The 26,702-nt window shown below is 37.1% G+C and carries 21 protein-coding genes and 3 pseudogenes; 22 read left to right on the top strand and 2 right to left on the bottom strand.

The annotated features are described in order from the left end of the window. Positions 1–608 precede the first annotated feature (608 nt). The 8 genes and pseudogenes from FF105_RS11670 to FF105_RS10655 all read left to right on the top strand — a co-directional run bounded on the left by FF105_RS11670 (position 609) and on the right by FF105_RS10655 (position 8,545). Complete coding sequence (locus tag FF105_RS11670; protein ID WP_370687704.1) at positions 609–686, top strand: putative holin-like toxin; 78 nt, start codon at positions 609–611, stop codon at positions 684–686. Positions 687–907: 221 nt separating this feature from the next. Next, positions 908–1,056 (top strand): annotated as a pseudogene (locus FF105_RS10685) (excinuclease ABC subunit A); the annotation flags it as partial. Positions 1,057–1,243: 187 nt separating this feature from the next. Then, a complete protein-coding gene (gene dnaG / locus FF105_RS10680) occupies positions 1,244–3,106 on the top strand; it encodes a DNA primase (RefSeq protein WP_010295447.1) in 1,863 nt (620 codons plus the stop codon). Positions 3,107–3,140: 34 nt separating this feature from the next. Next, positions 3,141–4,439, top strand: coding sequence for an RNA polymerase sigma factor RpoD (rpoD, locus tag FF105_RS10675; RefSeq protein WP_010295445.1), 1,299 nt, complete (start codon positions 3,141–3,143; stop codon positions 4,437–4,439). Between the two features lie 101 nt (positions 4,440–4,540). Next, positions 4,541–5,098, top strand: coding sequence for a QueT transporter family protein (locus FF105_RS10670; RefSeq protein ID WP_139968696.1), 558 nt, complete (start codon positions 4,541–4,543; stop codon positions 5,096–5,098). Further along, positions 5,098–5,832, top strand: coding sequence for a 3-oxoacyl-ACP reductase (locus tag FF105_RS10665; RefSeq protein WP_010295443.1), 735 nt, complete (start codon positions 5,098–5,100; stop codon positions 5,830–5,832). The genes FF105_RS10670 and FF105_RS10665 overlap by 1 nt, the downstream gene beginning before the upstream one ends. 144 nt (positions 5,833–5,976) lie before the next feature. After that, the gene (locus FF105_RS10660; RefSeq protein ID WP_147651742.1) at positions 5,977–6,978 is read left to right on the top strand and encodes an alpha/beta hydrolase; all 1,002 of its coding nucleotides are present in this window, start codon (positions 5,977–5,979) and stop codon (positions 6,976–6,978) included. Positions 6,979–7,138: 160 nt separating this feature from the next. Beyond that, a complete protein-coding gene (locus tag FF105_RS10655; protein ID WP_290046863.1) occupies positions 7,139–8,545 on the top strand; it encodes an NAD-dependent succinate-semialdehyde dehydrogenase in 1,407 nt (468 codons plus the stop codon). A 58-nt stretch (positions 8,546–8,603) separates the two neighbouring features. On the opposite strand, the gene FF105_RS10650 is transcribed toward FF105_RS10655, so the two are convergent. Next, the gene (locus FF105_RS10650) at positions 8,604–9,437 is read right to left on the bottom strand and encodes an aldo/keto reductase (protein ID WP_010295437.1); all 834 of its coding nucleotides are present in this window, start codon (positions 9,435–9,437) and stop codon (positions 8,604–8,606) included. A 233-nt stretch (positions 9,438–9,670) separates the two neighbouring features. On the opposite strand from FF105_RS10650, the gene FF105_RS10645 reads away from it, so the two are divergent. Further along, positions 9,671–10,720, top strand: a complete 1,050-nt coding sequence (locus FF105_RS10645) for a 2,3-butanediol dehydrogenase (RefSeq protein WP_010295435.1) — start codon at positions 9,671–9,673, stop codon at positions 10,718–10,720. Between the two features lie 418 nt (positions 10,721–11,138). On the opposite strand, the gene FF105_RS10640 is transcribed toward FF105_RS10645, so the two are convergent. Next, positions 11,139–11,966 carry an Rgg/GadR/MutR family transcriptional regulator gene (locus FF105_RS10640; protein ID WP_147651740.1) on the bottom strand — a complete coding sequence of 276 codons (828 nt, stop codon included), beginning with the start codon at positions 11,964–11,966 and terminating at the stop codon, positions 11,139–11,141. 388 nt (positions 11,967–12,354) lie between these two features. Between FF105_RS10640 and FF105_RS10635 the strand changes: the two genes are divergently transcribed. The 13 genes and pseudogenes from FF105_RS10635 to FF105_RS10575 form a co-directional block, all read left to right on the top strand. Beyond that, positions 12,355–12,693 carry a hypothetical protein gene (locus tag FF105_RS10635; protein ID WP_010295432.1) on the top strand — a complete coding sequence of 113 codons (339 nt, stop codon included), beginning with the start codon at positions 12,355–12,357 and terminating at the stop codon, positions 12,691–12,693. A gap of 227 nt (positions 12,694–12,920) precedes the next feature. Next, positions 12,921–17,492: a glycoside hydrolase family 70 protein gene (locus FF105_RS10630; RefSeq protein ID WP_290046862.1), complete on the top strand. Its 4,572-nt coding sequence runs from the start codon at positions 12,921–12,923 to the stop codon at positions 17,490–17,492. Beyond that, positions 17,488–18,895: pseudogene (locus FF105_RS10625) on the top strand (glycoside hydrolase family 70 protein); the annotation flags it as partial. The gene FF105_RS10630 and the pseudogene FF105_RS10625, both read left to right, overlap by 5 nt. A 176-nt stretch (positions 18,896–19,071) precedes the next feature. Continuing rightward, complete coding sequence (locus FF105_RS10620; protein ID WP_010295768.1) at positions 19,072–19,488, top strand: hypothetical protein; 417 nt, start codon at positions 19,072–19,074, stop codon at positions 19,486–19,488. 123 nt (positions 19,489–19,611) lie between these two features. Continuing rightward, positions 19,612–20,529: an aldo/keto reductase gene (locus FF105_RS10615; protein ID WP_010295765.1), complete on the top strand. Its 918-nt coding sequence runs from the start codon at positions 19,612–19,614 to the stop codon at positions 20,527–20,529. Positions 20,530–20,715: 186 nt separating this feature from the next. After that, positions 20,716–21,492 carry an EAL domain-containing protein gene (locus FF105_RS10610; RefSeq protein WP_147651734.1) on the top strand — a complete coding sequence of 259 codons (777 nt, stop codon included), beginning with the start codon at positions 20,716–20,718 and terminating at the stop codon, positions 21,490–21,492. A gap of 172 nt (positions 21,493–21,664) precedes the next feature. Continuing rightward, entirely contained in the window at positions 21,665–22,642 is a 978-nt protein-coding gene (locus FF105_RS10605; protein ID WP_228934281.1) for a GGDEF domain-containing protein, read from the top strand. 86 nt (positions 22,643–22,728) lie between these two features. Then, the gene (locus FF105_RS10600; RefSeq protein ID WP_010295754.1) at positions 22,729–23,502 is read left to right on the top strand and encodes a Firmicu-CTERM sorting domain-containing protein; all 774 of its coding nucleotides are present in this window, start codon (positions 22,729–22,731) and stop codon (positions 23,500–23,502) included. A gap of 1 nt (position 23,503) precedes the next feature. After that, a complete protein-coding gene (xrtG, locus tag FF105_RS10595) occupies positions 23,504–24,094 on the top strand; it encodes an exosortase family protein XrtG (protein ID WP_010295751.1) in 591 nt (196 codons plus the stop codon). Next, positions 24,091–25,437: a TIGR03111 family XrtG-associated glycosyltransferase gene (locus FF105_RS10590; RefSeq protein WP_147651732.1), complete on the top strand. Its 1,347-nt coding sequence runs from the start codon at positions 24,091–24,093 to the stop codon at positions 25,435–25,437. The genes xrtG and FF105_RS10590 overlap by 4 nt, the downstream gene beginning before the upstream one ends. Further along, a complete protein-coding gene (locus FF105_RS10585) occupies positions 25,430–25,810 on the top strand; it encodes a 6-carboxytetrahydropterin synthase (protein ID WP_010295749.1) in 381 nt (126 codons plus the stop codon). The genes FF105_RS10590 and FF105_RS10585 overlap by 8 nt, the downstream gene beginning before the upstream one ends. Positions 25,811–26,063: 253 nt before the next feature. Continuing rightward, positions 26,064–26,441, top strand: a complete 378-nt coding sequence (locus FF105_RS10580; RefSeq protein WP_290046861.1) for a hypothetical protein — start codon at positions 26,064–26,066, stop codon at positions 26,439–26,441. A gap of 31 nt (positions 26,442–26,472) precedes the next feature. Next, positions 26,473–26,702: pseudogene (locus tag FF105_RS10575) on the top strand (helix-turn-helix domain-containing protein); the annotation flags it as partial.

The following is a 26,702-nucleotide window of genomic DNA, read 5'->3' as shown; positions in this document are numbered from 1 at the left end:
TCCTTCTTGGTGAAGTTTAACCAGTGAATCTTTAAAATCTTGTGAATAACGAATTGACATAAAAATACTCCTATACTTTCATTTTACGGACTGAATAAAAATAGTCCATTTTTTTAGTATAAGAGCAATTTTCCTTGGTCTTACATTGATCCAATGTTTAATTTGGTCTAGTTCATTTGAACTAACTGTTACAATTTTGTGCTTTTTTGGTATAAAGCGCTGGACATATGTATTCAATATCTCTTTATTATTCAGTTGATTAGGTTAATCATCAAAAGACACTAAAGAATCTATACCAATTTAAGTTAACATAATGCACGCTATCATAAGTAACGCTATTTCAACGTTTCACAGGTATAAAAAAATAAGGCCTCCAAAAAAAATTTCACAAAGTCTTTGGAAGCCTTATTTTAATGCCCGTGTTTTAAAATTTCACAAGCGTTTAAGTTTTAGACCAATTGCTATTTTAGGGTATGTTATACTAATTATGGCAAACAAGTTAAGATGGTGGCTATCCTGAGTGGAGGTGGTGCTTATGGTGTTAAAACTGTAAACCCAGATTCTAGGAATGGAGATGCCTGGTGTCCGTATCGGATACTTTACAGCTGATGATTAGCTTTGGGATGTTTATCCTAGCGTTAATTACTTTAGTTGTTGTGTTGATCAAAAACAGCACAAAAAAATGACCATCTTAGCTTTGGCAGGCAGATGATCATTAGAGATTATTAAACTTAGCCACCGTCTTCAACGGGTTTGCTAGGAGTCGTAGTTAGCGCTACGGATCTTTTTTATGTCTTTATTATAGCATAGCTTTTGATTTTGTCACAAATTTAATGTTTTATTCGCTTGTTTAAGCGAACGTATGTTCGTATAATGAATTATACACAATTATTTTTGTAGGTTGCTGATGGGAAACGCAATCACAACTGAATATGATTATAGCAACGAAAAGCGTGACGTGTTTTTTTAATTGATTCAAAAAGTTTCTACGCCAGTGTTGAAAATGTTGAGCGGGGCTTTAATCCATTAAAAGGCGATTTAGTTGTGATGTCTGAACATGCACATCAAGTTAACATAATATACGAAATTTGAAATCCTGATATGCTTAAAACGTTGCTATAAAGCGATTTAATAAAAATAAAAGGGCTTGACAAATTAAAATATTGAACGTATAATTTTATATACGAAGATTAGGTCGCAAACGACGTCGTTTGCGACTTTTATTGTTTGGAAAGGGGTGTGCATGGCGAGTAGAATTCCGCAATCATTCATTGATGAAGTACGGTCGAAAGTAAATATTGTTGATGTTATTGGTCAGTACACGCCGCTCGCCAAAAAAGGACGTCAATGGAATGGTTCGTGTCCATTCCACGAAGACAAGCATCCATCACTTTTTGTTGAGGAAAACAAACAAGTTTTTAATTGTTTTTCTTGCGGTCGTTCCGGTTCTGTTTTTTCCTTTATTATGGAAAAAGAAGGGCTATCTTATCCAGAGGCTATCCTGTTTTTGGCTGAGAGTGTTGACATGCCGATTGACAGTAGTATTTCAGCGACGGCGACGCACCCAGTTGATGCGACGACTCAAGCAATTTATCAATTGCACAATGATGCACAGAGATTGTATCAACACACGCTACTTAATACGACCTCAGGAGAAGCTGCACTTCAATATCTTCACGACAAACGCCATTTGACAGATGATATTATTAAGACATTTGGCATTGGTTTTGTACCTGATGATAATTTGTTACTGAGTTACGCACAAAATCAGAATTTAGCGCCAGCACTCTTGTCAGCCTCGGAATTATTTCTCACCAATAGTTCTGGCGAACAGCGTGACCGTTTTGCTGGTCGAATCGTCTGGCCAATTAAAACTGAGCGCGGCCAAGTGGTTGGATTTTCTGGTCGCGCGCTGGATAAAGACAATTCAATTAAATACATGAATAGTCCTGAAAGTCCTTTTTTTACGAAAGGGCGAATCCTATATAATTTTGATCGTGCGAAAAATATCATCAGACAAACTGGCACAGCGATGATATTTGAAGGCTTCATGGACGTTATTTCTGCTGACATGGCTGATCAAAAAGTTGGTGTTGCGACTATGGGAACTGCGCTAACTAGTGATCATGTCCACCAATTAGCAAAAGTTGCCAAACGCATTTTACTGGTTTATGACGGGGATGATGCTGGTCAGACGGCTGCACGACGCTCGATTGAGTTGATTACGAACAATGCAAAATCACTTGAAATTGGCGTTGTTCATTTACCTGATAACCTTGATCCAGATGAAGTGCGGATTAAATTAGGCTTACCCCAGTTAGCACAGTCATTGACACAAAATATCCAAACACCGATTGAATTTTTGGTTGATGATGCTAAACGTGACAAAAACTTGAGCAATCAAGCGCAATATTTGCAATTTTTAAAAGAAGTGATGATCATATTGAACCGCGCTACACCAGTGGAGCAGGATTTACAGTTAACTCGAATTTCTAAAGAGTTCGGCACTTCTAAGGAAGCGTTACAAGCGCAATTGACGCAAACACTTCAGCAGAAATCCAACCAACCACAGGCGCAATCACAACGTTTGACGACTAGGGATGATTTCTATGGTGAGCCACCACAAGATAACTATTATGATCAACTTTATGAGGCTAATCCACAGTTTAAAAATACGGTTTCCAAAGTGGAGTTGGCCGAGCGTGCCTTAATTATGGCAATGATTAAAGACCCACAAGTGATGCGTCGTGTTAAATCTACTGCCGGTTTTGCGTTTGTTCATTCAGATTATCAGCTATTAATGATGTTAGCTGAAGTTTATCAGCGAGATCATATTGGTAGTTTCGACATTGCAAAATTTATGGATTTTTTGCAAAAACCAGAGTTGAACCAAAAAATAATGGCAATCGATCGTTTGTTTGGTGATTTAGAAGTTAAAGACGAAGCGGTTAGCGATTACTTACGTTTAATCATCAATGATGCCCCACAAATGTCGAGGATTGATGAATTGCAACGACAAATTAACGTTGCAAAGCAACAACATGACGACACGAAGTTAGTACAATTGACAACGGAATTGATTAATATTAAGAAGCAACAACAGTAATGGAACGCACTTTTAGTGTAAAAAGGAGTTAAGCATGACAACTGTTTCAAGTTCAAGCAAAATTTTAGATATCAAAGCATACCTAGATGAAAACAATATTGCTTACAATAGTCGCGCTAAAAAAGCTGAATTATTGGCTTTAGCACAAGGTAAGACACCCGAACAAGCAGCTGCGGCAGGAAAAGCCTCAAAGCCAAAGTCAGCCAAAAAATCTGGTCCACTTAAAAATCCAGAATATGACAAGGCTACAAAAGCATTAATTGCTGAGTTTAAGACTGCTAAGTCAATTACTTATGCTGATTTATCAAAACGTTTGGCAGAGCCATTCAATTTAGATGAAGAAAACATCGAACGTTTGATGGAAAAGGTTGAAGATGCGGGCATTGCAATTGTTGATGACAATGGTGACCCAGCACCAGAAGTGTTGAAAGCAAAACAAAATAAACCATCAGCAGAGGAGTTAGCCGAAGCAGAAGAAACGCCAGCTGGTATCAAAATTAACGACCCTGTTCGTATGTACCTCAAGGAAATCGGGCGCGTTAACCTCTTGAAAGGCGACGAAGAAATAGAAATTGCCAAGCGAATTGAAAATGGCGATGTTGAAGCCAAACAAGAATTAGCCGAAGCTAACTTGCGTTTGGTTGTGTCGATTGCTAAGCGGTATGTCGGTCGTGGTATGCAATTCTTGGATTTAATTCAAGAAGGTAACATGGGTTTGATGAAAGCCGTTGACAAATTTGATTACACCAAAGGTTTCAAATTCTCAACTTATGCCACATGGTGGATTCGCCAGGCTATTACACGTGCTATTGCTGATCAGGCACGTACAATTCGTATTCCAGTTCACATGGTCGAAACAATTAATAAATTGATTCGTATTCAGCGTCAATTATTGCAGGACCTTGGGCGTGAACCGCTACCGGAAGAAATTGGTGCCGAAATGGATTTGACGGCCGACAAGGTTCGTGAAATTCTGAAAATTGCGCAAGAGCCTGTTTCACTTGAGACACCTATCGGTGAAGAGGATGATTCGCACTTGGGCGATTTCATTGAGGACAATGAAGCCGTTTCACCTGCTGATTCAGCTGCTTACGAAATGTTGCGTGAGCAGTTGGAGTCAGTTTTGGACACACTAACTGATAGAGAAGAAAACGTGTTACGTTTGCGCTTTGGATTGGAAGATGGGCGTACGCGTACGTTGGAAGAGGTAGGTCGTGTATTTGGTGTAACACGTGAACGTATTCGCCAAATCGAGGCCAAAGCCCTGAGAAAGTTGCGCCACCCAAGTCGTTCAAAGCAACTTAAAGATTTTATGGATGAAAGTACGAATTAATCAAGACACTCACTGATCGTTGATAAAACATAGGCATCAACGTGACAATGAAAACAGCGGTTCATCTACCATCCCGCTCATCAAAACTAGGAGAATTATCAATGCAAAAATCTATGACAGTTTCAGAATCAAGCCGTACGCGCAACATTACTATGGTAGCAATTGTCGCTGCTTTGTATGCAGCGATTACTATCGTTGTTGCACCAATAGGATTTGGTCCAGTTCAGTTACGCCTATCTGAAGGGCTGAATCATTTATCAGCTTGGAACAAGCGTTATGTATTAGCGCTTGGATTAGGTGTATTAATCGCTAATTTGGTCTCACCTTTGGGTTGGATTGATTGGGTATTTGGCACTTTAGGAACCGTGATTATGACTACTGTCACTTATTTGTTTACAAAAAAAGTAAAAAGTGCGATTGTAAAAATTATTATTAGTTCGGCTGTGGTATCCACTATCGGCATGGCCATTTTGGCTGCGGAATTTACGTTTGCTTTCAGCATTGGCGCAAGTGGTGCTTTTGCCTCTGGGTCGAAAGGTGGCCTTTTCGCACAATGGTTGGCGTATTACATTAGTCTAGTACCCGGCGAACTTGTTTCATTAATCGTGGGTGGTATTATTATTTTTTCACTTAGTAAAATAGTTGATTTGAGTAAATAATGGCTAAGACATATACAAATAAGAATATTTTGATTACCGGTGCCGCTTCTGGCATCGGTTTTTCTCAGATGATGAGTTATTTGGCAAATGGTGCGAATGTGTTTGCAATCGATCAACAAGTTATAGATGCTCAGCATGAGAGGCTTACAACTTATCAACTCGATATCAGCCATCATGACGCGTTGATTGATTTGCTCACTGCTATTACAGAGAACGCCAGCATTGATGTTTTAGTCAATACGGCAGGTATTTTAGACGATTATCAACCTAGTTTAGAAATCAATTTAGAGAATTGGCAACAGGTTTTAGACGTGAATGTTACGCCCATGTTTATTACAACTAATGCAGTGTTGCCAGGTATGATTGCAAGAGGTAGTGGTCACATTGTGAATATGGCGTCAATCGCAGGATTTTCTGCTGGTGGAGGTGGCGCGGCCTATACAACAAGCAAACACGCTATCATTGGTTACACCAAGCAATTGGCATTTGACTATGCAAAAAAGGGTATTCACGTCAACGCGATTGCTCCAGGAGCTATCAATACGCCGATGAATGCGGCAGACTTTGCGGGTGATGGTGCTATGGCGAAGCAAGTGGCTGAACAAACACCTGCAAAACGCTGGGCGACACCACAAGAAGTAGCTGATCTCACCTTATTTTTAACTAGTCCACAAGCTGATTATATCAATGGTGCAGTAGTGCCAATTGATGGTGGTTGGAGTTTAGGACATTAATAGATTCAGATAGTGGTGTTTGTTAATAGCATGATCATTAAACCTTTCCAAACCCTCACGGGTTTGTTTTTTTGTGTTCATATACATGATATGATAAAAGTAATAGTAACTTAAAAGAACGAGATATGAATAGGGGAATGGTTCATGTGGCGAAGAATTAGAAGGTGGCTTTTCTGGTTGGTTGTTTCCTTATTAGTCATAATATTGACAACTTTGTTAGCATTCAGTTTGTCTCCAAGACCAAGTGCATATTTGATTAAACGTATGTTTGATGGGCCAGTAACGATTACGGATAAAAGTGCTTTTCAGTCGGCTTCTAAAAATGTAACGGTGACCAGTAATGTCGTTTATCCGTCCTATTATCAAAAAAACACTTTAGATATTTATCGACCTAAAAATGTAACAAACTCTAAAGCAACACTTGTCTGGGTTCACGGTGGTGGGTATGTGGGTGGTGACAAAAGTGGCATGAAGGAATTTGCCACAAAAATCGCTGCTGACGCCAAATTAACAGTCATTGCTATTAACTATCAGTTGGCGCCCACTGCGACTTATCCAAGCCAACTATATCAGTTAAATGACGCGATAAATTATCTAAAAAGCCAATCAAATTTGAATACATCAAAAATAATTGTTGGTGGTGATTCGGCTGGTGCACAAATTGCCTTGCAATATGCAGCGTTAGCAACGAATAAAAGCTACGCCAAGCGTATGAAATTTCAAACAGCTATCCCAAAAGATGCTGTTAAAGGCGCGATTTCCTATTGTGGCCCAGTCAATCTTAAGCAAGTATTAGATCAAAAAAGTGATTCATTACTCTTAAAGTGGTTTGTTCATTCAGTTGCTTGGAGTGAATTAGGAACACGCCAATGGCAAAAGTCTGTTGAGATAAAGCAAGCTTCCTTAGTTGATCACCTGACAGGTGAATTTCCACCAACTTACATTACAGATGGGAATGCTTATTCTTTTCAAGACCAAGGTTTAGCGTTTGAAAAAAAGTTAAAACAACTAGGGGTTCTGGTGACGAGTCAATTTTTTAACCATTCCAATGAATCCATCACACATGAATATCAATTTAATTATCAAACAAAAGAAGCAAAAAAATGTTATCAGCAAACCCTAGCTTATATAGCTAGGGTTGAATAGTCAGCATGATCAATTGATGGTCATGTTTTTTTGTGAAAAATATTACATATTATTTGCATATAAAATCACAAGTTAAATACTTTTGTAATAATTTGAACGGTGTTATAGTAATGATGTTGTTAGTTATACTCACTCTGTATCAAACGAAAGGTCGAATAAAATGAGCTATCAAACAGTTAATCCATTTACAGATGAAGTGATTAAAACATATGACAATCATGATGATGCCTATGTCGAAAACGCAATTGCCAAGGGTCACGCACTGTATAAAAAATGGCGTAATGATCCTGTTGAGAGTCGTGCTGCAGCGTTGAATAAAGTTGCTGACTTAATTGAAGAAAAAACAGATGAGTTAGCCAAAGTCTTAACTCTTGAAATGGGAAAACGTTTCGTAGAAGCGCAAGGTGAAGTTGCAATTTGTGTATCAATTGCACGCTATTATGCCAAAAATGCAGCGGCATTTTTGAAACCAGAGCCAATTGAATCATCAATCGGACCAGCCCAAACCATTTCAAGACCAACTGGTGTCTTGATGACAGTTGAGCCTTGGAACTTCCCATACTATCAAATTATGCGTGTCTTTGCGCCTAACTTCATGGCAGGTAATCCCATGTTATTGAAGCATGCAAGTAACACGCCAATGGCAGCTGGCGCCTTTGAAAAAGTTGTTAGCGAAGCAGGTGTACCAGACGGTGCCTTTACTAATCTTTACGTTGACTATGATCAAGTGAATAATATTATTGCAGACGATCGTGTTCAGGGTGTAGCGTTGACAGGGTCAGAGCGTGCTGGACAATTGATTGCCGCAGAAGCTGGTAAGAACATGAAGCAGAGTTCTCTTGAACTCGGCGGCAGTGATCCATTTATTGTTTTGGAAGACGCTGATCTTTCAGAAATTAAGAAAATTATTGGTGGCGCACGTTTGTATAATGCTGGTCAAGTCTGCACCTCGTCAAAGCGCTTTATTGTGACAGAAAAGAACTATGATGCACTGTTAGATATGTTTAAAGAAGCCTTTTCTGAAGCGAAAATTGGTGATCCAATGGATTCAGATACCACTTTGGCACCACTTAGCACTTCAAAAGCTAAGCAGAATCTGACAAAACAGGTTAAAGCGGCAGTCGATGCTGGCGCAACACTTGCGTTTGGTAGTGTCGAACAGAACTTGCCAGCTGCACAGTTTGAGCCAGTTATCTTGACCAACATTACTAAAGAAAACCCAGCATTTTATCAAGAATTTTTTGGTCCAGTTGGACAAGTATACAAAGTCAAGGATGAAGAAGAAGCTATCGCTTTGGCTAATGATTCGCACTATGGTTTGAGTGGCGTTGTGTTTGGTGGTTCGGCTGAACATGCAACTGAAGTTGCATCACGACTAGAAACTGGTGCAGTCTTTGTCAATAGCTTTGGTGGTACATTACCTGAATTGCCATTCGGCGGTGTTAAAAATTCCGGCTATGGTCGCGAATTAGGCCGCTTTGGTATTGAAACATTTGTCAACAAAGAAACAATTGTGACGAAACATGAACCAATTGATTTGGATGATGTATTCGGTGGGTTCGTTTAAAAATTTGATCAAAGAAAAGCTTTTAATCTCTTATTGTTGAAGAGATTAAAAGCTTTTTTTAGAATTCTTGATAACTGGCAGGGTCTTGGTTATTAGTTCGACCATCAGGTTTTGACAGTGCGTTAATACGTGCCATGTCGTCTTCCGTGATGTCAAAATCAAAAATATCCAAGTTGCTAACTTGACGGGCAAAGTGAGTGGCTTTTGGAATAGGGAGAACACCAAGCGATATTTCCCATTTCAAAATCAATTGACCAACATTTTTGTGATATTTTTTAGCGATATCAACTAGGGTTGGGTTAGTCAATAAATCGCTTGCTCGGCCTAGGGGACTCCAAGCTTCAGTTAGGATATTGTGTTCAGAATTATACGCACGCATTTCAGCTTGATTAAAGAAAGGATGTAATTCGATTTGATTGACTACGGGTAAATGACCCGTTTCTGCTTGTAGCCGCTCTAGATGTTCAGGTAAGAAATTGCAGACACCGATTGATTTTACCAAACCAAACTTCTGTGCTTGAATTAGCGTATTCCATGCTTCAACATAATGATCATCAATTGGGTTTGGCCAATGAAGCAAGTATAAGTCGAAGTAATCTAACTTTGAACGAAACAAGGACTCTTGAATTAAATCAATCGATGCTTGTTGGTCACTATAATATTTACCTGGTAACTTGGAAGTGATAATCAGTTCGTCACGAGAGACGTGAGATGCCTTGATGGCTTGACCAACAGTGCCCTCGTTTTGGTAGTTGAAAGCAGTGTCTAATAAACGATAGCCAGCTTTAATTGCTGAAGTGATAGCGTGAGCACCCGTGATACCGTTTAATTTATAGGTACCAAAACCAACTGCTGGTAATTGTTGTCCGTCACTTAATTCATGAAATGACATTTTCATTTTCCTTCTTTCTTAATTGATAACACTTACATTAAACGATAACTACAGGCGATGCAAAAATATTGCTTGTAAAATATCCTACAAACATAGATGGTAAGGGTGAGTTTTAGTTGTGTTTAATCACTATTTTTAGGTGATTTTTTACACAAAGAAATATAATAAGCGTTATAATATTACTAAAGACATATAGTCTTTAAAAACTTACTGTCATCAAAGGAGACATAATAATGAAAGCAGCTGTATGGCATGGTGTGAAAGATGTTAGAGTCGAGGATGTTGCGTTAAAGCCAGCAAAGTCCGACGAAGTTGTTGTACGTGTAGCGTATGCTGGAATTTGCGGCAGTGACTTACATGAATATTTGGAAGGACCCGTCTTTATTCCAGTTGATGCACCAGACACATTGACTGGTGGGCAAGCGCCATTGACAATGGGACATGAATTTTCTGGTGTCATTGAAAAAGTTGGTGCTGATGTTACCAATTTTAAAGTTGGCGATCATGTTTCAATTAATCCAACAGTGACTAAGGGTATTTCACCTGATAATCTTGATGTTTATGATGGCTATAGCTTCATTGGTTTGAGCACAGATGGTGGTTTCACTTCGTTCGTCAATGTCCCAGAAGAAAATCTATATCATCTTCCAGAGGACTTTTCACTGAAATTAGCTGCCACAATCGAACCAACGGCTGTTGCTGTTCAAGCCGTTAAAGAAGGTGATTTGCGCTTTGGCGAAAAGGTTGTTATTTTTGGTGCTGGACCAATTGGTGTGTTAGTTGCTGCGGCTGCAAAAGCTGCTGGGGCAACTAAGATTGTTGCGGTGGACTTGTCAGAAGTTCGTTTGAAGAAGGCATTGGAAATGGGCGCAACAGATGTCATTAATCCTAGCCAAGTCCCAGACGCAATTGCTGCGATTAAAGAGATTATTCCTGGTGGTGCAGATGTATCATTTGAAGTTGCTGGCGTACAACCAACGTTCGAACAAGCAATTGAGGCAACACGTCCACGTGGTAATGTTGTGATTGTTTCAATTTTTGCTAAGCCAATTAGCTTTGATCCAATGCAATTGATGAACGCTGGTGTCAAGTTGACCACAACGATTGCTTATTCAAAAGAAACGTTCCAACAAACAGTTGATTTAGTAAGCAGCGGTCAAATTGATGTTCAACCAGTTATCACCGATACTATTGAATTGGATAATATTGTTAATGATGGTTTTGAAGCGTTGACACGTGATAAGTCACAAGCTAAAATTTTAATTGATTTGAATCAAGCATAATTTAATATGTCTTAGAGCACACGGTAGCGTGTGTTTTTTTTGGTGAAATAAGACCGTTGTTACCATCTGACTATTATGGCGATAAGTGTCGCAAATGTTTTGTTGTTGGAATTGTCTCTCAGTGGTTGTTTCAAAGGCATCATCCCGATTCCTAATTGATCGCATGATAGTAATTTAAAAAGAACCCAAATTTTGTCGTGCTTGAACAATTTTGGGATTTGATTCAATGGTACGACCATGCATCAATATTTAGCATTGCTCATCAGATTGACGCTTGTGACGAAGGCCTTTTGATTGCGTGTGCCACGATTTCTTTATGTGTGGTTGAGATAATTACCATTAAAATCGTTCAGGGTTTTCAATATAAGAGAAAAAAGAGTTCTTGATTTTTCAAGAGCTCTTTTATATGTTAATCATGTTATTTTTTATTGTAGTATGACAGTATTCTATTAAATAACTGAGTGGTATCAGTATCATTTAAATATTCTGTAATGTTATAGGCTTTTTTTATTTTTTTTTCATTATTATTATAAACTCCGGTTAGAAAGAGTTGCCACAATTGTTGATTGGTGTTGAGTGATATTGTCTTCATTTCCAATTTATGAAGAAAAAAAATGATCATGTCACTTTTTTTTTGCATGATACTAGTTTCTAAAAAAATGATTATGATACTAGTGATGGTTTCGGGATAGCACATAACATTGGATTCACTGTTATATTGTGACAAAATATCTAAGAAATACGATTTTGTTTTCTTAACAGGAAGCATATTTATTGTAGCTTGAAATAGATAGATATCGTAAAGTTGCCAATTAATTATTTGGTCAAAATATGAAAAAAGTATATTTTGATCTGTTGCATCTGCTAACTGAAAGGAGAGGTGATAAATAGTTGATTTTACCATCAACATGCGGTGTTTTGTTTCTATATTTAGTGATTTATGATGCTTATATTGAGAAAATATTTTTTGTAATTCCGCGATATTCCCTTTCAGGTACAACTCATTTAGTTTACTTCTAAAAATAGTTGTATTTTGAGTTGGACCAAATATACTATAGAAATATTCTTCAACGGTAATCTCAAGTTTACTACATAAAATAAATATGGTTTGAGCATTTGGTAAAATTTGTCCATTTTCTATTCTTGAAACCATGGCCTGGGAACCAACAATATCACCCAGTTGCGCTTGCGACATACTCCTTAGTTTTCTCTTTTCTTTGATAATGTTACTCTTAAATTCTTTCACAATTATACTCCCTCAGCCGGCTGCGATATAAATTTTGATAATGGTGGATTGTAAGACTAAACCGAACACTTGAATTCAAAAAAGCCGCAGCGCTTTTAATGGTAATTGTCTAAAACAACCATAAAGGAACTGCGACCTATGACCTGTTTCTTATCTCAAAAATTCAAACTTCGCTGGAATTAAATTATTTTGTATGTGCCATTGTGCGACATTCATTTTCATTCGCGAGCGTCTCAATTGAAATTTATCAAGTCGTGTCTTATAAAGCAGATATCACCGACACACAACGAACATCATCTGCGTGGAAATCACCATATAACAGCAGCCGTTTCTTTTCTTTAAGAATCGCATTGGTTTCCGTTACCCAAAAATCGGGGTGCTAGAAATTGTGACTCAAACTGAAAATGTTATTCCTCAAAAACGTCAATTTAATGGTAGACGTCACGAATCTGTACACGATCGCTCCATGGCATCAAGACTAAAATATGTCCAAGCACGACAAATGCTTGGGTATTTTGAAGTTGATACGATGCAATCTGGTAAGAAACAGGATGACCTGCTAGTGGCAATAACTGGAAAAGTTAGCCGACAACAACAAATTGTGCAACGCGTTAGTGGCCGTAATAGTCAGGCAGTCACATCAGCCTTAATCTGTTTTTATCAAGGAATAAAGAATGCAAATCAATCATTTCATCATGCCAGACGAATGAAAATATTCAATTGGTAATCACCATGAAAGGTGTTTCAGAAGTTTGCAGTGTTCGGTTAATTCTTGCAACCTACATAACTAAAAATTAGCATGATATATATTTTTTTTCTTGGTTTATTCAATATTGAATATTCTGTTATGCATAAAGTAAAAAAGAGCAGCAGATGGCCTATAAAATGAAATGGTAAAGGTTTGACATTTTTATAGGTACTTTACGGGAAAGAATATGAAGTGAGGAAAATTTCATGAGAGACAAAAGAATAATATGCGATCGTAAAAAATTGTATAAATCCGGGAAAATGTTAGTAACAGCTGGTATTTTTTCTGCTGTGATATTTGGCGTTTCCATAGCTAACGTAAGCGCTGATAGTATTAACAATACTAGTATTGCGGTGGCGCAATCAAAAAATATAGCAGTGGCCACAACGACAGCTACAATGGACAAAGTAACTGATACGACAGCTACAACGGACAAAGTAACTGATACGACAGCTACGACAGATAAAGTAACTGATACGACAGCTACAACGGACAAAGTAACTGATACGACAGCTACGACAGATAAAGTAACTGACACGGCAGCTACGACGGACAAAGTGGCTGACACGACAGCTACAACGGACAAAGTAACTGATACGACAGCTACAACGGGCAAAGTAACTGACACGACAGCTACGACGGACAAAGTGGCTGACACGACAGCTACGACAGATAAAGTGGCTGACACGACAGCTACAACGGACAAAGTAACTGACACGGCAGCTACAACAGATAAAGCAACTGACACGGCAGCTACAACGGACAAAGTAGCTGATACAACAGCTACGACAGATAAAGCAGCGAACACAACAGTTACACCTTCAGAAAAATCAAAAAGTATTAAGCAAATCGATGGTAAAACATATTTCATTGGTGATGATGGTCAGCCCAAGAAAAATTTTACAGCCATTGTGGACGGTCAAGTATTATATTTCGACAAAGATACCGGTACTTTGACATCAAATAGTAGTCAATATACCGATGGTTTGGTCAATATAGGAAATGAGCATAATGCGGCTTATTCATTGTCTTCGGACAGTTTTACACAAGTTGATGGCTATCTAACGGCTAACAGTTGGTATCGACCTAAAGATATATTGAAAAATGGTACAACATGGACAGCTTCAACAGCAAATGATTTTCGACCATTGTTGATGTCTTGGTGGCCGGATAAAGATACCCAAGTTTCATACTTAAAATATATGCAATCTGTTGGATTATTATCAGATGACGTTGTACTATCAAACAAGGATAGTATGAATAGTTTGACAGCTATGGCACTGACTGTTCAAAAAAATATTGAAGAGAAAATAGGCCTATTAGGTACCACTGACTGGCTTAAGACTGATATGGACCAAATGGTTGACTCACAATCAAATTGGAACATTAGTAGTGAGTCTAAAGGAACAGATCATTTGCAAGGTGGTGCGCTCCTATATGTGAATAGTGATTTGACACCAAATGCTAATTCTGATTATCGTTTATTAAATCGAACGCCAACGAACCAAAAAGGTCAAATTACAACAGACGGTAATCAAGGTGGCTATGAGATGCTGTTGGCCAACGATGTTGATAATTCTAACCCTATTGTTCAAGCTGAACAATTGAATTGGTTGTACTACATGATGAATATCGGTAGTATCGTCCAAAATGATCCAACGGCAAATTTTGATGGTTACAGAGTTGATGCTGTTGACAACGTGAATGCTGATTTGTTGCAAATTGCTGGCGATTACTTTAAGGCAGCGTATGGAACGGATAAAAGTGATGCTAATGCAAACAATCACATTTCTATCTTAGAAGACTGGGATAATAATGATCCGGCGTATGTAAAATCACAGGGAAATAACCAATCAATCATGGATTTTCCAATGCATTTGGCGTTAAAGTATTCATTAAATATGCCAAGTAGTGCTCGTAGCGGGTTGGAACCAGATATTGTAACAAGTCTAGTAAATCGCTCAGAAGATTCAACAGAAAATGAAGCACAACCGAACTATTCATTTATTCGGGCACATGATAGTGAAGTACAAACCGTTATTGCGCAAATTATTAAAGATAAAATTAATCCTAGTTCTGATGATGGATTGACTGTTTCAACGGATGAAATTGCCAAAGCATTCGAAATATATAATGCCGACGAATTAAAAGCTGATAAAGAGTACACTGCATATAATATACCCTCATCATATGCATTGATGTTAACTAACAAAGATACAATTCCTCGTGTGTATTATGGTGATTTGTTTACGGATGATGGACAATATATGTCTGCTAAGTCACCATATTATGATGCACTTACCTCATTGCTTCAGTCGCGAGTAAAATATGTTTCAGGTGGTCAATCAATGAATATGGCTTACCTGCATAATAATCAAGGCCTTTTGACATCTGTCCGCTATGGGAAAGGTGCCATGACAGCTACTGATACTGGTACCAGTGAAACTCGTACACAAGGTATTGGGTTAATTGTCAGTAACAAAACTGATTTAAATCTGAATAATGATGAGCAAATTGTGCTTAACATGGGCGCTGTACACAAAAATCAAGCTTACCGTGCATTAATGTTAAGTACTAAAGATGGATTGAAAATTTATAATAGTGATGACGATGCACCGCTGGCATATACAGATGACCAGGGTCGTTTGACTTTTAAATCTGACATGGTTTTTGGTGTGAGTGATGCTCAGGTTTCTGGTTATTTAGCAGCTTGGGTGCCAGTTGGCGCAACAGATGATCAAGATGCTAGGAATCAAAGCAGTACGATAGCTTCAACAGATGGTAATACCTATCATTCAAACGCTGCTTTGGATTCTCAGGTTATTTATGAAGGTTTTTCAAACTTTCAAGCGATGCCAACTCAGACTAATGAATATACCAATGTTAAAATTGCTCAAAATGCGCAACTATTCAAAAATCTCGGTATAACTAGTTTTGAATTAGCACCTCAATATCGGTCAAGCACTGATAATAGTTTCTTAGATGCAGTTGTTCAAAATGGTTATGCCTTCACGGATCGATACGACATTGGTTATAATACGCCTACAAAATACGGTACAGTTGATCAACTATTAGACGCTTTAAGAGCATTACATGCTCAAGACATTCAGGCTATCAATGATTGGGTCCCAGACCAAATTTATAATTTGCCTAGCGAAGAAATCGTGACTGCTAGTCGAACAAATGGGTCAGGAAAGATAAACGAAACTTCGGTTATTAACAATACGTTATATGATTCTCATACTGTCGGTGGCGGAGAGTATCAGGCATTTTATGGTGGTGCTTTCTTAGATAAGTTAAAACAAGATTTTCCTGAGTTATTTGAAACAAAACAAATTTCAACCGGTGAAGCAATGAACCCTGATGTCAAAATCACAGAATGGTCAGCTAAGTATTTTAATGGCTCAAACATTCAAGGGCGTGGTGCATGGTATGTTCTCAAGGATTGGGCGACAAATCAATACTTTAATGTTTCAAGTGGTAGCAAATTTTTACCTAAACAATTATTAGGTGAAAAAACAAGCACAGGGTTTACCAACGTTGATAATGGTAAGACTGAGTTTTACTCTACAAGTGGTTACCAAGCTAAGAATACCTTTATTCAAGATAATGACAATTGGTATTATTTTGATAATGATGGTTACATGGTTGTTGGTGGTCAAGAAATTAATGGTAAAAAATATTACTTCCTGCCAAATGGTGTAGAGTTACAAGATGCTTATTTGTCGGATGGTACTAATGTATATTATTACAGTAGTACAGGTCGTCAAATTACTAATCAATATTATCGAGATTCAGATAGCAAATGGCATTACTTCTTCTCAGATGGGCATATGGCCGTTGGTTTAACAACAATTACTGCAGATAACGGCACGGCTAATCAACAATATTTTGACGTTAATGGTATACAACTTAAGGGTGTTGCTGTTAAAGACACTGATGGAAATGTTCGTTATTTTGATGGTAACACAGGAAACTTGGTTGTCAGTAACTGGGGTAAAACGGCTGATGGTTCATGGTTATACCTAAATGATAAAGGGATAGCAGTAACGGGACAGCAAAATATTAATGGCCAAAATGTCTATTTTAACGAAGATGGTGTTCAAGTGAAGGGCGAAGCCATTACGGATACTAATGGCAATGTACATTACTATGATCGTAGTACTGGAAATATGGTGACTAATTCATGGGCAGAGTTACCGGACAGCTCGTGGATGTATCTAGATGTTAATGGCGTTGCTGCTATTGGTGCTCAAAAAATTAATGGTCTGGAATTTTATTTCGATAATAACGGTAAACAAGTTAAGAACGACAAAGTCATTAATGATGATGGAACAATAAACTATTACACAGGTATGAGCGGTGAAAAACTAAAAAATGATTTTGGTGAATTGCCAGACGGATCATGGATGTACTTGGATAATCAAGGTAATGCTGTAATAGGCGACAAAAAAATTAATGGTCAGAATCTATACTTCAAGATAGACGGACAACAGGTTAAGGGTGAAACCTATATAGATGGAGTTGGCAAGATGCGTTTCTATCAAGCTGCCAGCGGTGAAATGGTGACGAATCAATTCGAACAAGTTGCTGATGGCAAATGGGCTTACTTTGGTGCTGATGGTGTGGCTGTCACTGGAGAGCAATATATTGATGGTCAGGATCTTTTCTTTGACCCAACTGGTTATCAAGTGAAGGGTGACAAACGCACAATTGACAGCGTTCTCTATAGCTTTGATAAAGACAGTGGAGAGAGACAGCGTTTAAATACTATATAACTTGCCTAGTATCTATGCTTTGATGCTTACCAATAAGGACACGGTTCCGCGTGTTTATTATGGTGATATCTATTAAGACGATGGCCAATATATGGAAAAGCAAAGCATTTATTACGATGCCATTGTATCTTTGATGAATACTAGAAAGAGTTACGTGAGCGGTGGCCAAACCATGAGCGTAGATAACAATGGTTTGTTAAAAAGTGTTCGTTTTGGTAAAGACGCAATGACGGCTAATGATCTTGGTACGGATGAAACACGTACGGAGGGTGTTGGTGTGCTGGTAGGTAATGATTCATCGTTAACACTTAATGACTCAGATACGGTTACATTAGAAATGGGTGCTGCTCATAAAAACCAAAAGTACCGAGCTGCATTATTAACTACTAGCGACGGTATTGTTACGTATTCTTCTGATGACGATGCACCAACTGCTTGGACAAATAATCAAGGTACATTAACATTCTCAAACAAAGAAATTTCTGGACAAGAATACACTAATGTGCAAGGCTATGCTAATCCAGAGGTATCAGGTTACTTAGCAGTTTGGGTACCCGTAGGAGCTAGCGATGATCAAGATGCCCGAACCGCAGCATCAACGGATGCAAATACTGATGGCAAAGTGTTACATTCTAATGCGGCATTAGATTCGAACTTGATTTACGAAGGCTTTTCTAACTTCCAGCCTAAAGCGACTACCCATGATGAATTGACTAACGTAGTCATTGCTAAAAATGCTAATTTATTTGAAAAATGGGGAATCACGAGTTTTGAGATGGCACCACAATATCGTTCAAGTGGGGACCATACGTTCTTAGATTCAACAATTGATAATGGCTATGCATTTACTGACCGATATGATTTGGGATTTGAAACACCAACTAAGTACGGTACTGATGAGGATTTGCGTACTGCAATTAAAGCATTGCACCAATCAAATATGCAGGACATGGCTGATGTCGTTGATAACCAAGTTTATAATTTGTCTGGAAAAGAGGTCGTATCAGCTTCACGTGCCGGCGTTTATGGCAATGATGTGCCAACAGGATTTGGGACACAACTTTATGCGGTTAATAGTGTCGGTGGTGGTAAATATCAAGCCCAATACGGTGGTGAATATTTGAATGAATTGAAACAACAATATCCAGATTTGTTCGAAGCAAAGACGTATGATTATTGGGTTAAAAATTATTCAAATGATGGATCAGATCCGTACTATGCGCTGTCACAAAGTACTCGTCAAGATATGCCAACTGATGAGAAAATTAAGCAGTGGTCGGCTAAATATATGAATGGGACTAATTAATGTATTAGGTAACGGTATGGGATATGTATTTAAAGATTGGAATACGGGCCAGTATTATAAAATTGGAGAAAAGAATTCTGATTTTATAACAAATTAATCAATAAACTTTTCTTATATTGTTGAGAAAGGAAGTGTGATTGTTAACTCATCACGCTTCTTTTTTTTGAGTTGTTTTCGTCATCTATATCCGCCGTATCAATGTAGTGAAATGAAAACTTGAATGATTTATTGCCTCATTATTCACCGCAAAAGGGCAATGAGATAGCGTAATAGATGATGGTCTTGATGATTGTCGCTACATTGTCTGTATTGATTGCCAAGTTATTATTTCACATTACAGTGGGACCACATTTCTTTAAAAATTTAATCAGTTATGGTGTGAGCAGTTTTGCCCCCTCAGTACTTGTCCTCGGAATGGTATTGTTAGCGGTTAATATTGTCCGTAGTTCTGGCGCAGCAATTGCTTTGGGGGTTGCGTTTACATTAGGCATTAACATTGTCACTGCTGCGTCACAATTTCTGGTTTCAAAAGCTGAACTATTGAAATGGTACCCTTTTAATATCTTACTTGGAACGACCCAATTTAGTTACGATGTTACTTCTCAAACCAATAATGACATTGATCAATGTCATTATTGGTTTAATCGTATATCTCATCTTGTTTTATGGCATAGCATTCGTTATATTTAATAAACGAAATGTTTAAGAATGTAATCATTGCCACTTAACTAATTTTTACAAACAGATGATTTTGGCGTTAGCTGCCTAGGGTTTATAATTATAGTTATAAATAGTAAGCAGGAGGAGACGCAAGTGATAGATAAAGAAGTTGTGAATCAACTAAACAATAAGGCTGCAAAATTAGGCATTGGCACAAATAAAGTTGGCGGACATAATTTGTTTGACGGTCTAAATGATCAAGATGGTTATGACCTTGTTAAGGAAGCGTTGGATTCAAATATTCAAATGATTGATACTGCTTTTATGTATGGATTAGGTCGATCTGAAGAAATAATTGGGGATGTTTTACAGAATTATACCCGCGAAAATGTTAAAATTGCGACTAAAGCAGCGCAGGATCCCAATAATGATTTACAAATCAACAACTCGCCAGCCTTTTTAACACAAGCTGTTGATGATGCTTTGACACGTTTAAAAACAGATTATATTGACTTGTTTTACATTCATTTTCCAGATGACGTTACACCTAAAGATGAAGCTGTTGCCGCTTTAACTAAGCTGAAACAAGCTGGCAAAATCAAGGCTGTCGGTGTTTCTAATTTTAGTTTAGAACAAATCAAAGAAGCCAATAAAGAGGGTGGCGTTGATTTTGTAGAAGATCATTACAACTTAGTTGATCGTGAAGCTGAAACTAAACTGTGGCCATACTTAAAAGAAAACAACATCCGGTTTGTGCCATACTTTCCATTAGCTTCAGGGCTACTTACTGGTAAATATCGGCCTGATGATGGTAACAAGTTTAAGCAGTTTTCAGCGAATCAATTTAGTAAAATCATGACTGGATTAGACGCTGTCAAACAGATTGCTGATCATCATCAAGCCACTGTTGCTCAAACTGTGTTGGCATGGTATATCAAAAATCCTGATATTGCTGTTGTGATTCCAGGTGCAAGACAACCGCAACAAGTAGCTGACAATGTGGCCACACTAAAAGTTGACTTGACAGATGACGACTATCAGACAATTGATCGTTTATTTAACAACATTTAATAATCGTTATAACAGAAACTAGCTATTGTGGCTAGTTTTTTTGTCTACATAATAGGACTTATTAAAGTATAGAGAGTGTGATAAAATTAAGATATTATTACATAAATTTAAATATAATGTTCTTCGTTAAAATAGTAAAAGTTTTTAGGTGGCATAGATATTTGAAATATAAGGAGCAATAGTGTTTTGAATACTATTATAACTGATGCAATTGAAAATTTTTACTTTGTTGGACAACCAATTCGACATTTAAAAAATGAACAAATGGTAGAATTCGAACTACTTTTACGTAATAATATTGTCCTTGGGTTTCCGAAAGACGAGTATGCGTGGATGACCAAATCGGAAAAGTCACATGCGAAATTTTTGAAGTACATCGTAGAAGATGTGTGCCGAATTTTAGACAGCAATCCAGGAATGTATTTTTCGCTAAACTTGGATCAGCAAGAAATTGAATATGAAACAACTTTTCAGATCATGGAGCAAATTTCACTGAAAAATCGTTCGCGCCTAATTTTGGAAATTACTGAAATTCCAACTTTAAGACGTTATGGTCAATATGGTGAAACCATTAATGTTTCGGCATTTAAACGTTTAAAAGAATTGGGTTATCGATTAGCTTTAGATGATTTGACCACTGGTAATAATTCTTTAGGTAATCTTGAAATTATTATTCAATATCTTGATCGCTTGAAAATATCTTATCGTCACCTCGAAAAAATGATGACACCAGACGAGATTGTTTTGCAAATTCATTTGTTACAATCGATTGTTGGCAGACATGAAATGGATTTAGTTGTTGAAGGGGTTGAGACGAAGAGCGTTTCTGATAATCTGGAAACATTAGGCGTAACTTTGCAACAGGGATATTTGTTTAAAGTTAATACCTGTCTAACTAATTGCAAGATGCACGACGAGGGGAATAAGCGTGATCAAAATGACGTTCATTTCAGAATTTTTTAAAATTTTTTTTGGTCTTTTTAGTTTAACCAGCGTGTTTTCATTTTTTATTGTTGTGGGTATTATTTCGTTGTGTTGCATGGTTCTGAATGCCATGGCAGCAGCATTTCAAACAAAAAAATATGAAAAATTTCTACATATAATTCGTTCACTAGTACCATTATTTAGCATTTTTATGTTACAAAGCTATTTGCTATCGATTGATAGTTATGCCCAATGGTTAACCGAGTGTAATTTACAAGTTTTGTTATGGTTTTATTTTCTATTGATGCTCAATGAGAGAGGTCAAGTATACATTTTGATCTTGGTTGCCACCATATTTTTTATCGATTTCAATTTCAATAGTGGGCACCATGATATTACAAGTCTTAACCTTGTGATAGCACTGATTGGTTTGTTGGTTGTTGCTGGGTCTGCGTATGTTATTCAGAAATTTTCAAAGGTAATCATTGAAAATAAAATATTATTTGTAATTGCGATGGTCGTATTTGCCACGGCGTGGGGATTATTGATTTTACCTAGTCAAGAACTTGATTTGCTTTTTTTTATCGCTCTAATTTGTAAGCTGATTGTTTATATGACCTGCATTCACATGGTGAATAGTGTTGGCCGTATACAATATGAAGCTTTAATTGAACGCATTAATACTGATTTTTTAACACAGTTGAGTAGTCGTACGGCTTTTGAAAAAAGTTTTGATCAATCTTTTAAGGCGGCACAAAATAAAACAATTCAGTTGGCATTTATTATATTGGATATAGATAATTTCAAGCTGGTAAACGATACTTATGGTCATTTAATTGGTGATGCTGTTTTAAAAGAGGTGGCGCATGCTATCAGTGAAAATATTACGCATTATAAAGGTGCTGAATTATTTCGAATTGGTGGTGAAGAATTTGGAATTATTCTGGCAAATACTGATTATAATGAAGCACAGAAAATGTCTCTAAATATTCTAAATGCCGTCAATAAATTGTCGGTCAACACTGAAAAAGGGACTTTTGGTGTCACAATCTCAATTGGCGTTGCTGAGTGGCTTGACAAAGATAAGACCAAAGAAATTTTTTACAATCGTGCCGAATCTTATCTGTATTTTGCTAAAAACAACGGTAAAAATGCAGTCACGGTGGACGGTGTCATTGTGAACCGTTAAATCAAGATTGTTGCATTGATAATTTTGGAAGCCATCAATTAGTGAAAACGGTGGCAAACAATACAGTAGCGAGGATTATAGCAAACATGAAAAAAGCAGTGTTTACCATATTAGTAGTCATTATTTCTGTACTTTTTGTCTCATCTTACGTGACCAAAAATGTATCGGCTGATTCAAGTAGTATTCAGATTGATGGCGATTTTAATGACTGGAGTAATGTACCTGGTACAAAGTTGAACTCTAGTCAACCGGCCGATATCAATGGCACACAAACTGATTTTCAACGTGATATTAAGCTTTCGTACGATGAAGACTACATTTACGTTTATATTGATGCCTGGTATGACTTAAATTCTGACATGTCAAATCATTTCAGTACATTAGACAAATATGCAAATTTTCATCAGCAATATTATTTATTTATTGATGGGAAACCTTATCAAATTCAGCTTGGTAGTGGTGTAGTATCGAACGGGGAAGGACACGATTTCTCAGTTGATGTTTCACAAGCTTTTGGCGATTGGCAACACCTAGTGCATGATACGCAAGGCGGTTATGTTAACGTAGAAACTGTTAAAGGTGATGAATCCAAGTTTAAATACGTATATGAATTTCGGATTAACCGCAAAGATTTAGCTGTCACAATTCCAGAAAATTCAGAAATTTCACTGACTTCAAGTGGTGAATATGATGATTTTGAAGGAAAGGATGGGCAATATTTTAAAGGAAAAGCTTCAATTACATATGTCGGGGCTTCTTCTGGACCATGGATCATCGCTTTTATAGGTTTCCTTGTTGCTATTTTCGTGTACCGATTACGATTAAAGCGGTCATTAAAAGAAAAAAATGTAGGTGTTTAAGATGTTGATGAAGACAATTATTTTAATTGTAATGCTTTTGTGGGTGTATAGTCTTTCGGTCTTTAAACGTGCTAAACTAGATGCATTTTATTTTTTGATGGGTAGTTTAGGATTATTTATTATTTTAGTATTATGGAGTAAACCATACGCTGTGTGGTTGTTTTCAACAATCATGACTTGGGGCGTTGGTTTAGTTGGTGATTTTTTTAGCACTTTTAGTACATTGCCATTAGGACATGTCATTCAAGTGCTATACCACGAACGTATTATTTTGATGAATGTTGATTATGAATGTTCTGGCATTGTTGAAACAGCAGCTTTTGTGAGCCTTATTTCATTTTACCCAGTATTTAAGGTGCAACAAAGGTTATGGCTTGCCCTAGCTGGTGTGGCTTTTATTTTTATTGCCAACATTCTGCGTCTCACTTTTGTGTCGACGAGTCTCCATTTATTTGGTAGTGATAGTTTCTTTTTGGCTCACTCAATTTTAGGTAGGCTCTTATTTTACGTGCTAATGCTGACCTTTTACTTTACAATTTTCACTCGAGGTCAATTAATTCAAGTTGCATCACAAAATCGGGAGACAGTATGAATACATTTATTAATCAATTAGTTCATCAGTTGGGATTTTGGGCCAGTTGGCTGTTAATTCCCATATTATTTGAAATTATTCCTACGCTCTGGCATTCTTTTCGAACCAATTACAGTAGAATTTTGAATCAACCGTTATCAACTCCAAAAAAACTACCGATGATTTCTATTATTTTACCTGTCTATAATTCGGAGGAAACATTGTTTGATTGTATTGAGTCGATAGTTAATAACACTTATCCCAAAAATTTAATACAAATGACGATTGTTAATAACAATAGCCACGATAATAGTTTTAGTGAATTTGGGCGTGCCCAGGTGGCTTTTCCTAATGCACTTTTGCAGTGGATTGACGCTGATCAAGGAAAAGCAAAGGCATTGAATTCAGCAATTTATAATAGCGTTGGTCAATATATCATTAATCTTGATACAGATGGTATCTTACAGCCTGACGCATTGCGTAATTTGGTACTATATTTTGAAAATAATCCAGATATCGACGCTGCTGCGGGCGCAGTTTTGACCAATAAGAAAATGATTCAAGCTACAAAAAGATGGTCAACCCGTGTTTTGAGAGTGAATGAATATTTTGAATATTTGCAGGCATGTATGTTTGGAAGAAGCATGGAATCAGCTAAGAATCAGCTGTTTACAATGTCAGGGGCTTTTTCTGCTTTCAAACGTGAAACATTAGTGAGCACCTATATGTATAACGTTGATACAGTGGGCGAAGACACGGATATGACGTTTCAAATTCGTGAGCGACTGGGTAAAAAAGTTGGTTTTTGTTATAATGCTATTTTTTATGTTGAACCAATTGGTGGGGTTTCAGAACTTTATACACAGCGCCAAAGGTGGCAAAGAGGACAGGTTGACGTTTCGTCAGATTTTTTGGCAGAAGACATGCACATTGGCAATTTCTTCAAAAACTTTATGGTCAGTCGTTTAATGGTTGATCATACGTTCCTATTTCCACGTTTAATATGGACGATTGGTTTATTTGTCCTAGTATTTTATGGCTATTCGGCTGTGCTTATTTTGGCGTCTTTTGTGTTAATGTATCTGCTTTATGTGCTATTTTCAATTTTAATTTATTGGCAGGTCACCAGAATGTTAATTGATTTCAAACAAGAAAAAAAGTATCTTAAACGAAAATGGTGGGTTGTATTAACGTTACCACTTTATAACATGATTGTATCAATCATTAGATTCATTGGCATCATCAACATGATCACAAATTCTGCAACGTGGCGCACGAATAATTTTACAAATGAACTGAAAGTTATTAAACAAATTATTTTGGATGACTTATCTCGGTTTAAGAAAGGCAAAACAGATGATTAAAAAAATATATCAATATAAATTACGCACATTTATCAATGCAAGTCACGCCATTCGTTGGTCTGATGGGCAAGGCGCAATACATCCTCACACTTGGGAAGTAGTACTAAATATCATACCACCGGCTGAGTCAACATCGGAAGTTGTTAAATTTGAAGATATTGAGTTACTCGTTCAGAATTATTTGCAGAAATATTCGGGCCAAACACTCAATGAAATGGCACCGTTTAGAAAAATTAATCCAACATTAGAAAATTTCGCTGATGTATTGTTTGATGAATTAACAGCTGCTCTGAATGTGATTCAATTTCAATTGGTACAACTAGATTTGGGTGAATCAGCAAAACGATTTTATTCAATTTCTCTTGCTAATTGAGCAGAAAGGCTTAAACATTGACAAAATTTAAATTGGTATTTTTTAAATTTGGGAATAATCTAATTGATTATCTATTTTACTTTTTTATTTTCATTTCTTTATATTTTGCTTTAATGTCACCCAATTTGACGCTTGGTGACACATTGACTCCCCAAACGTTAGGTGAAGGCACAACATGGGTGACCATTGTATTTTTATTGCTGCTTGTCGGTATAGTATCAGCTTTCTTTGTGTTTAAAAAGTTCGGTTTTCGATGATATGGTTATTTAAAGATAAGGGAAATATTGTAGCCCCAACTATATTATTTCTAGTTGTATTGATTCAAATTATATTTGTGTTGTATACTCACCCCAGTATTGGATTTGATCCTGGTGCCATACACGAAGGACTATTGCCTGATCATAGTAATGAATTGAAAGCATACTTTAGTATGTACACCAATAACCTGGCTTTATTGTTATTGCAACATCAGATTGCCGTATTGGCGAATAGTACTTCTTGGCTATTATTTGACATTGTTAATGTGGTATTCCTTGATATTGCCGTTTTGTTAAATATTCTAATAGTTGCTTTGATCGATCGTCATAAAGTAATCGCAGCTGATGCGAACCCGATAACTTGGACAGAATAAAAATCTGTTCAGAAAGTTATCGGGTATTCTTATGTCTAAATATTCAAATGCATTTAAACTAACGGTCGTCAAAGAATGGCTGTCTGGTCAAACTGGTTTACGTACGTTAATCAAAAAATATGATATTAAGAGTCACCAAGCAATCTCTGAGTGGCGAGATGAGTTTCTGATAACTGGATCAATTGGGTCTAAAAATCACAGAGTCTATTCACCAGAATTCAAAATGACCGTATTGAATTATCGTGTAACACACTCACAGAC

It is taken from the genome of Leuconostoc sp. UCMA20149, from assembly GCF_030400235.1.
GTDB classification, from domain to species: Bacteria; Bacillota; Bacilli; order Lactobacillales; family Lactobacillaceae; genus Leuconostoc; species Leuconostoc pseudomesenteroides.
Note: the sequence above shows the minus strand (reverse complement) of the source record. Positions and strands in the feature narration are given on the sequence as shown.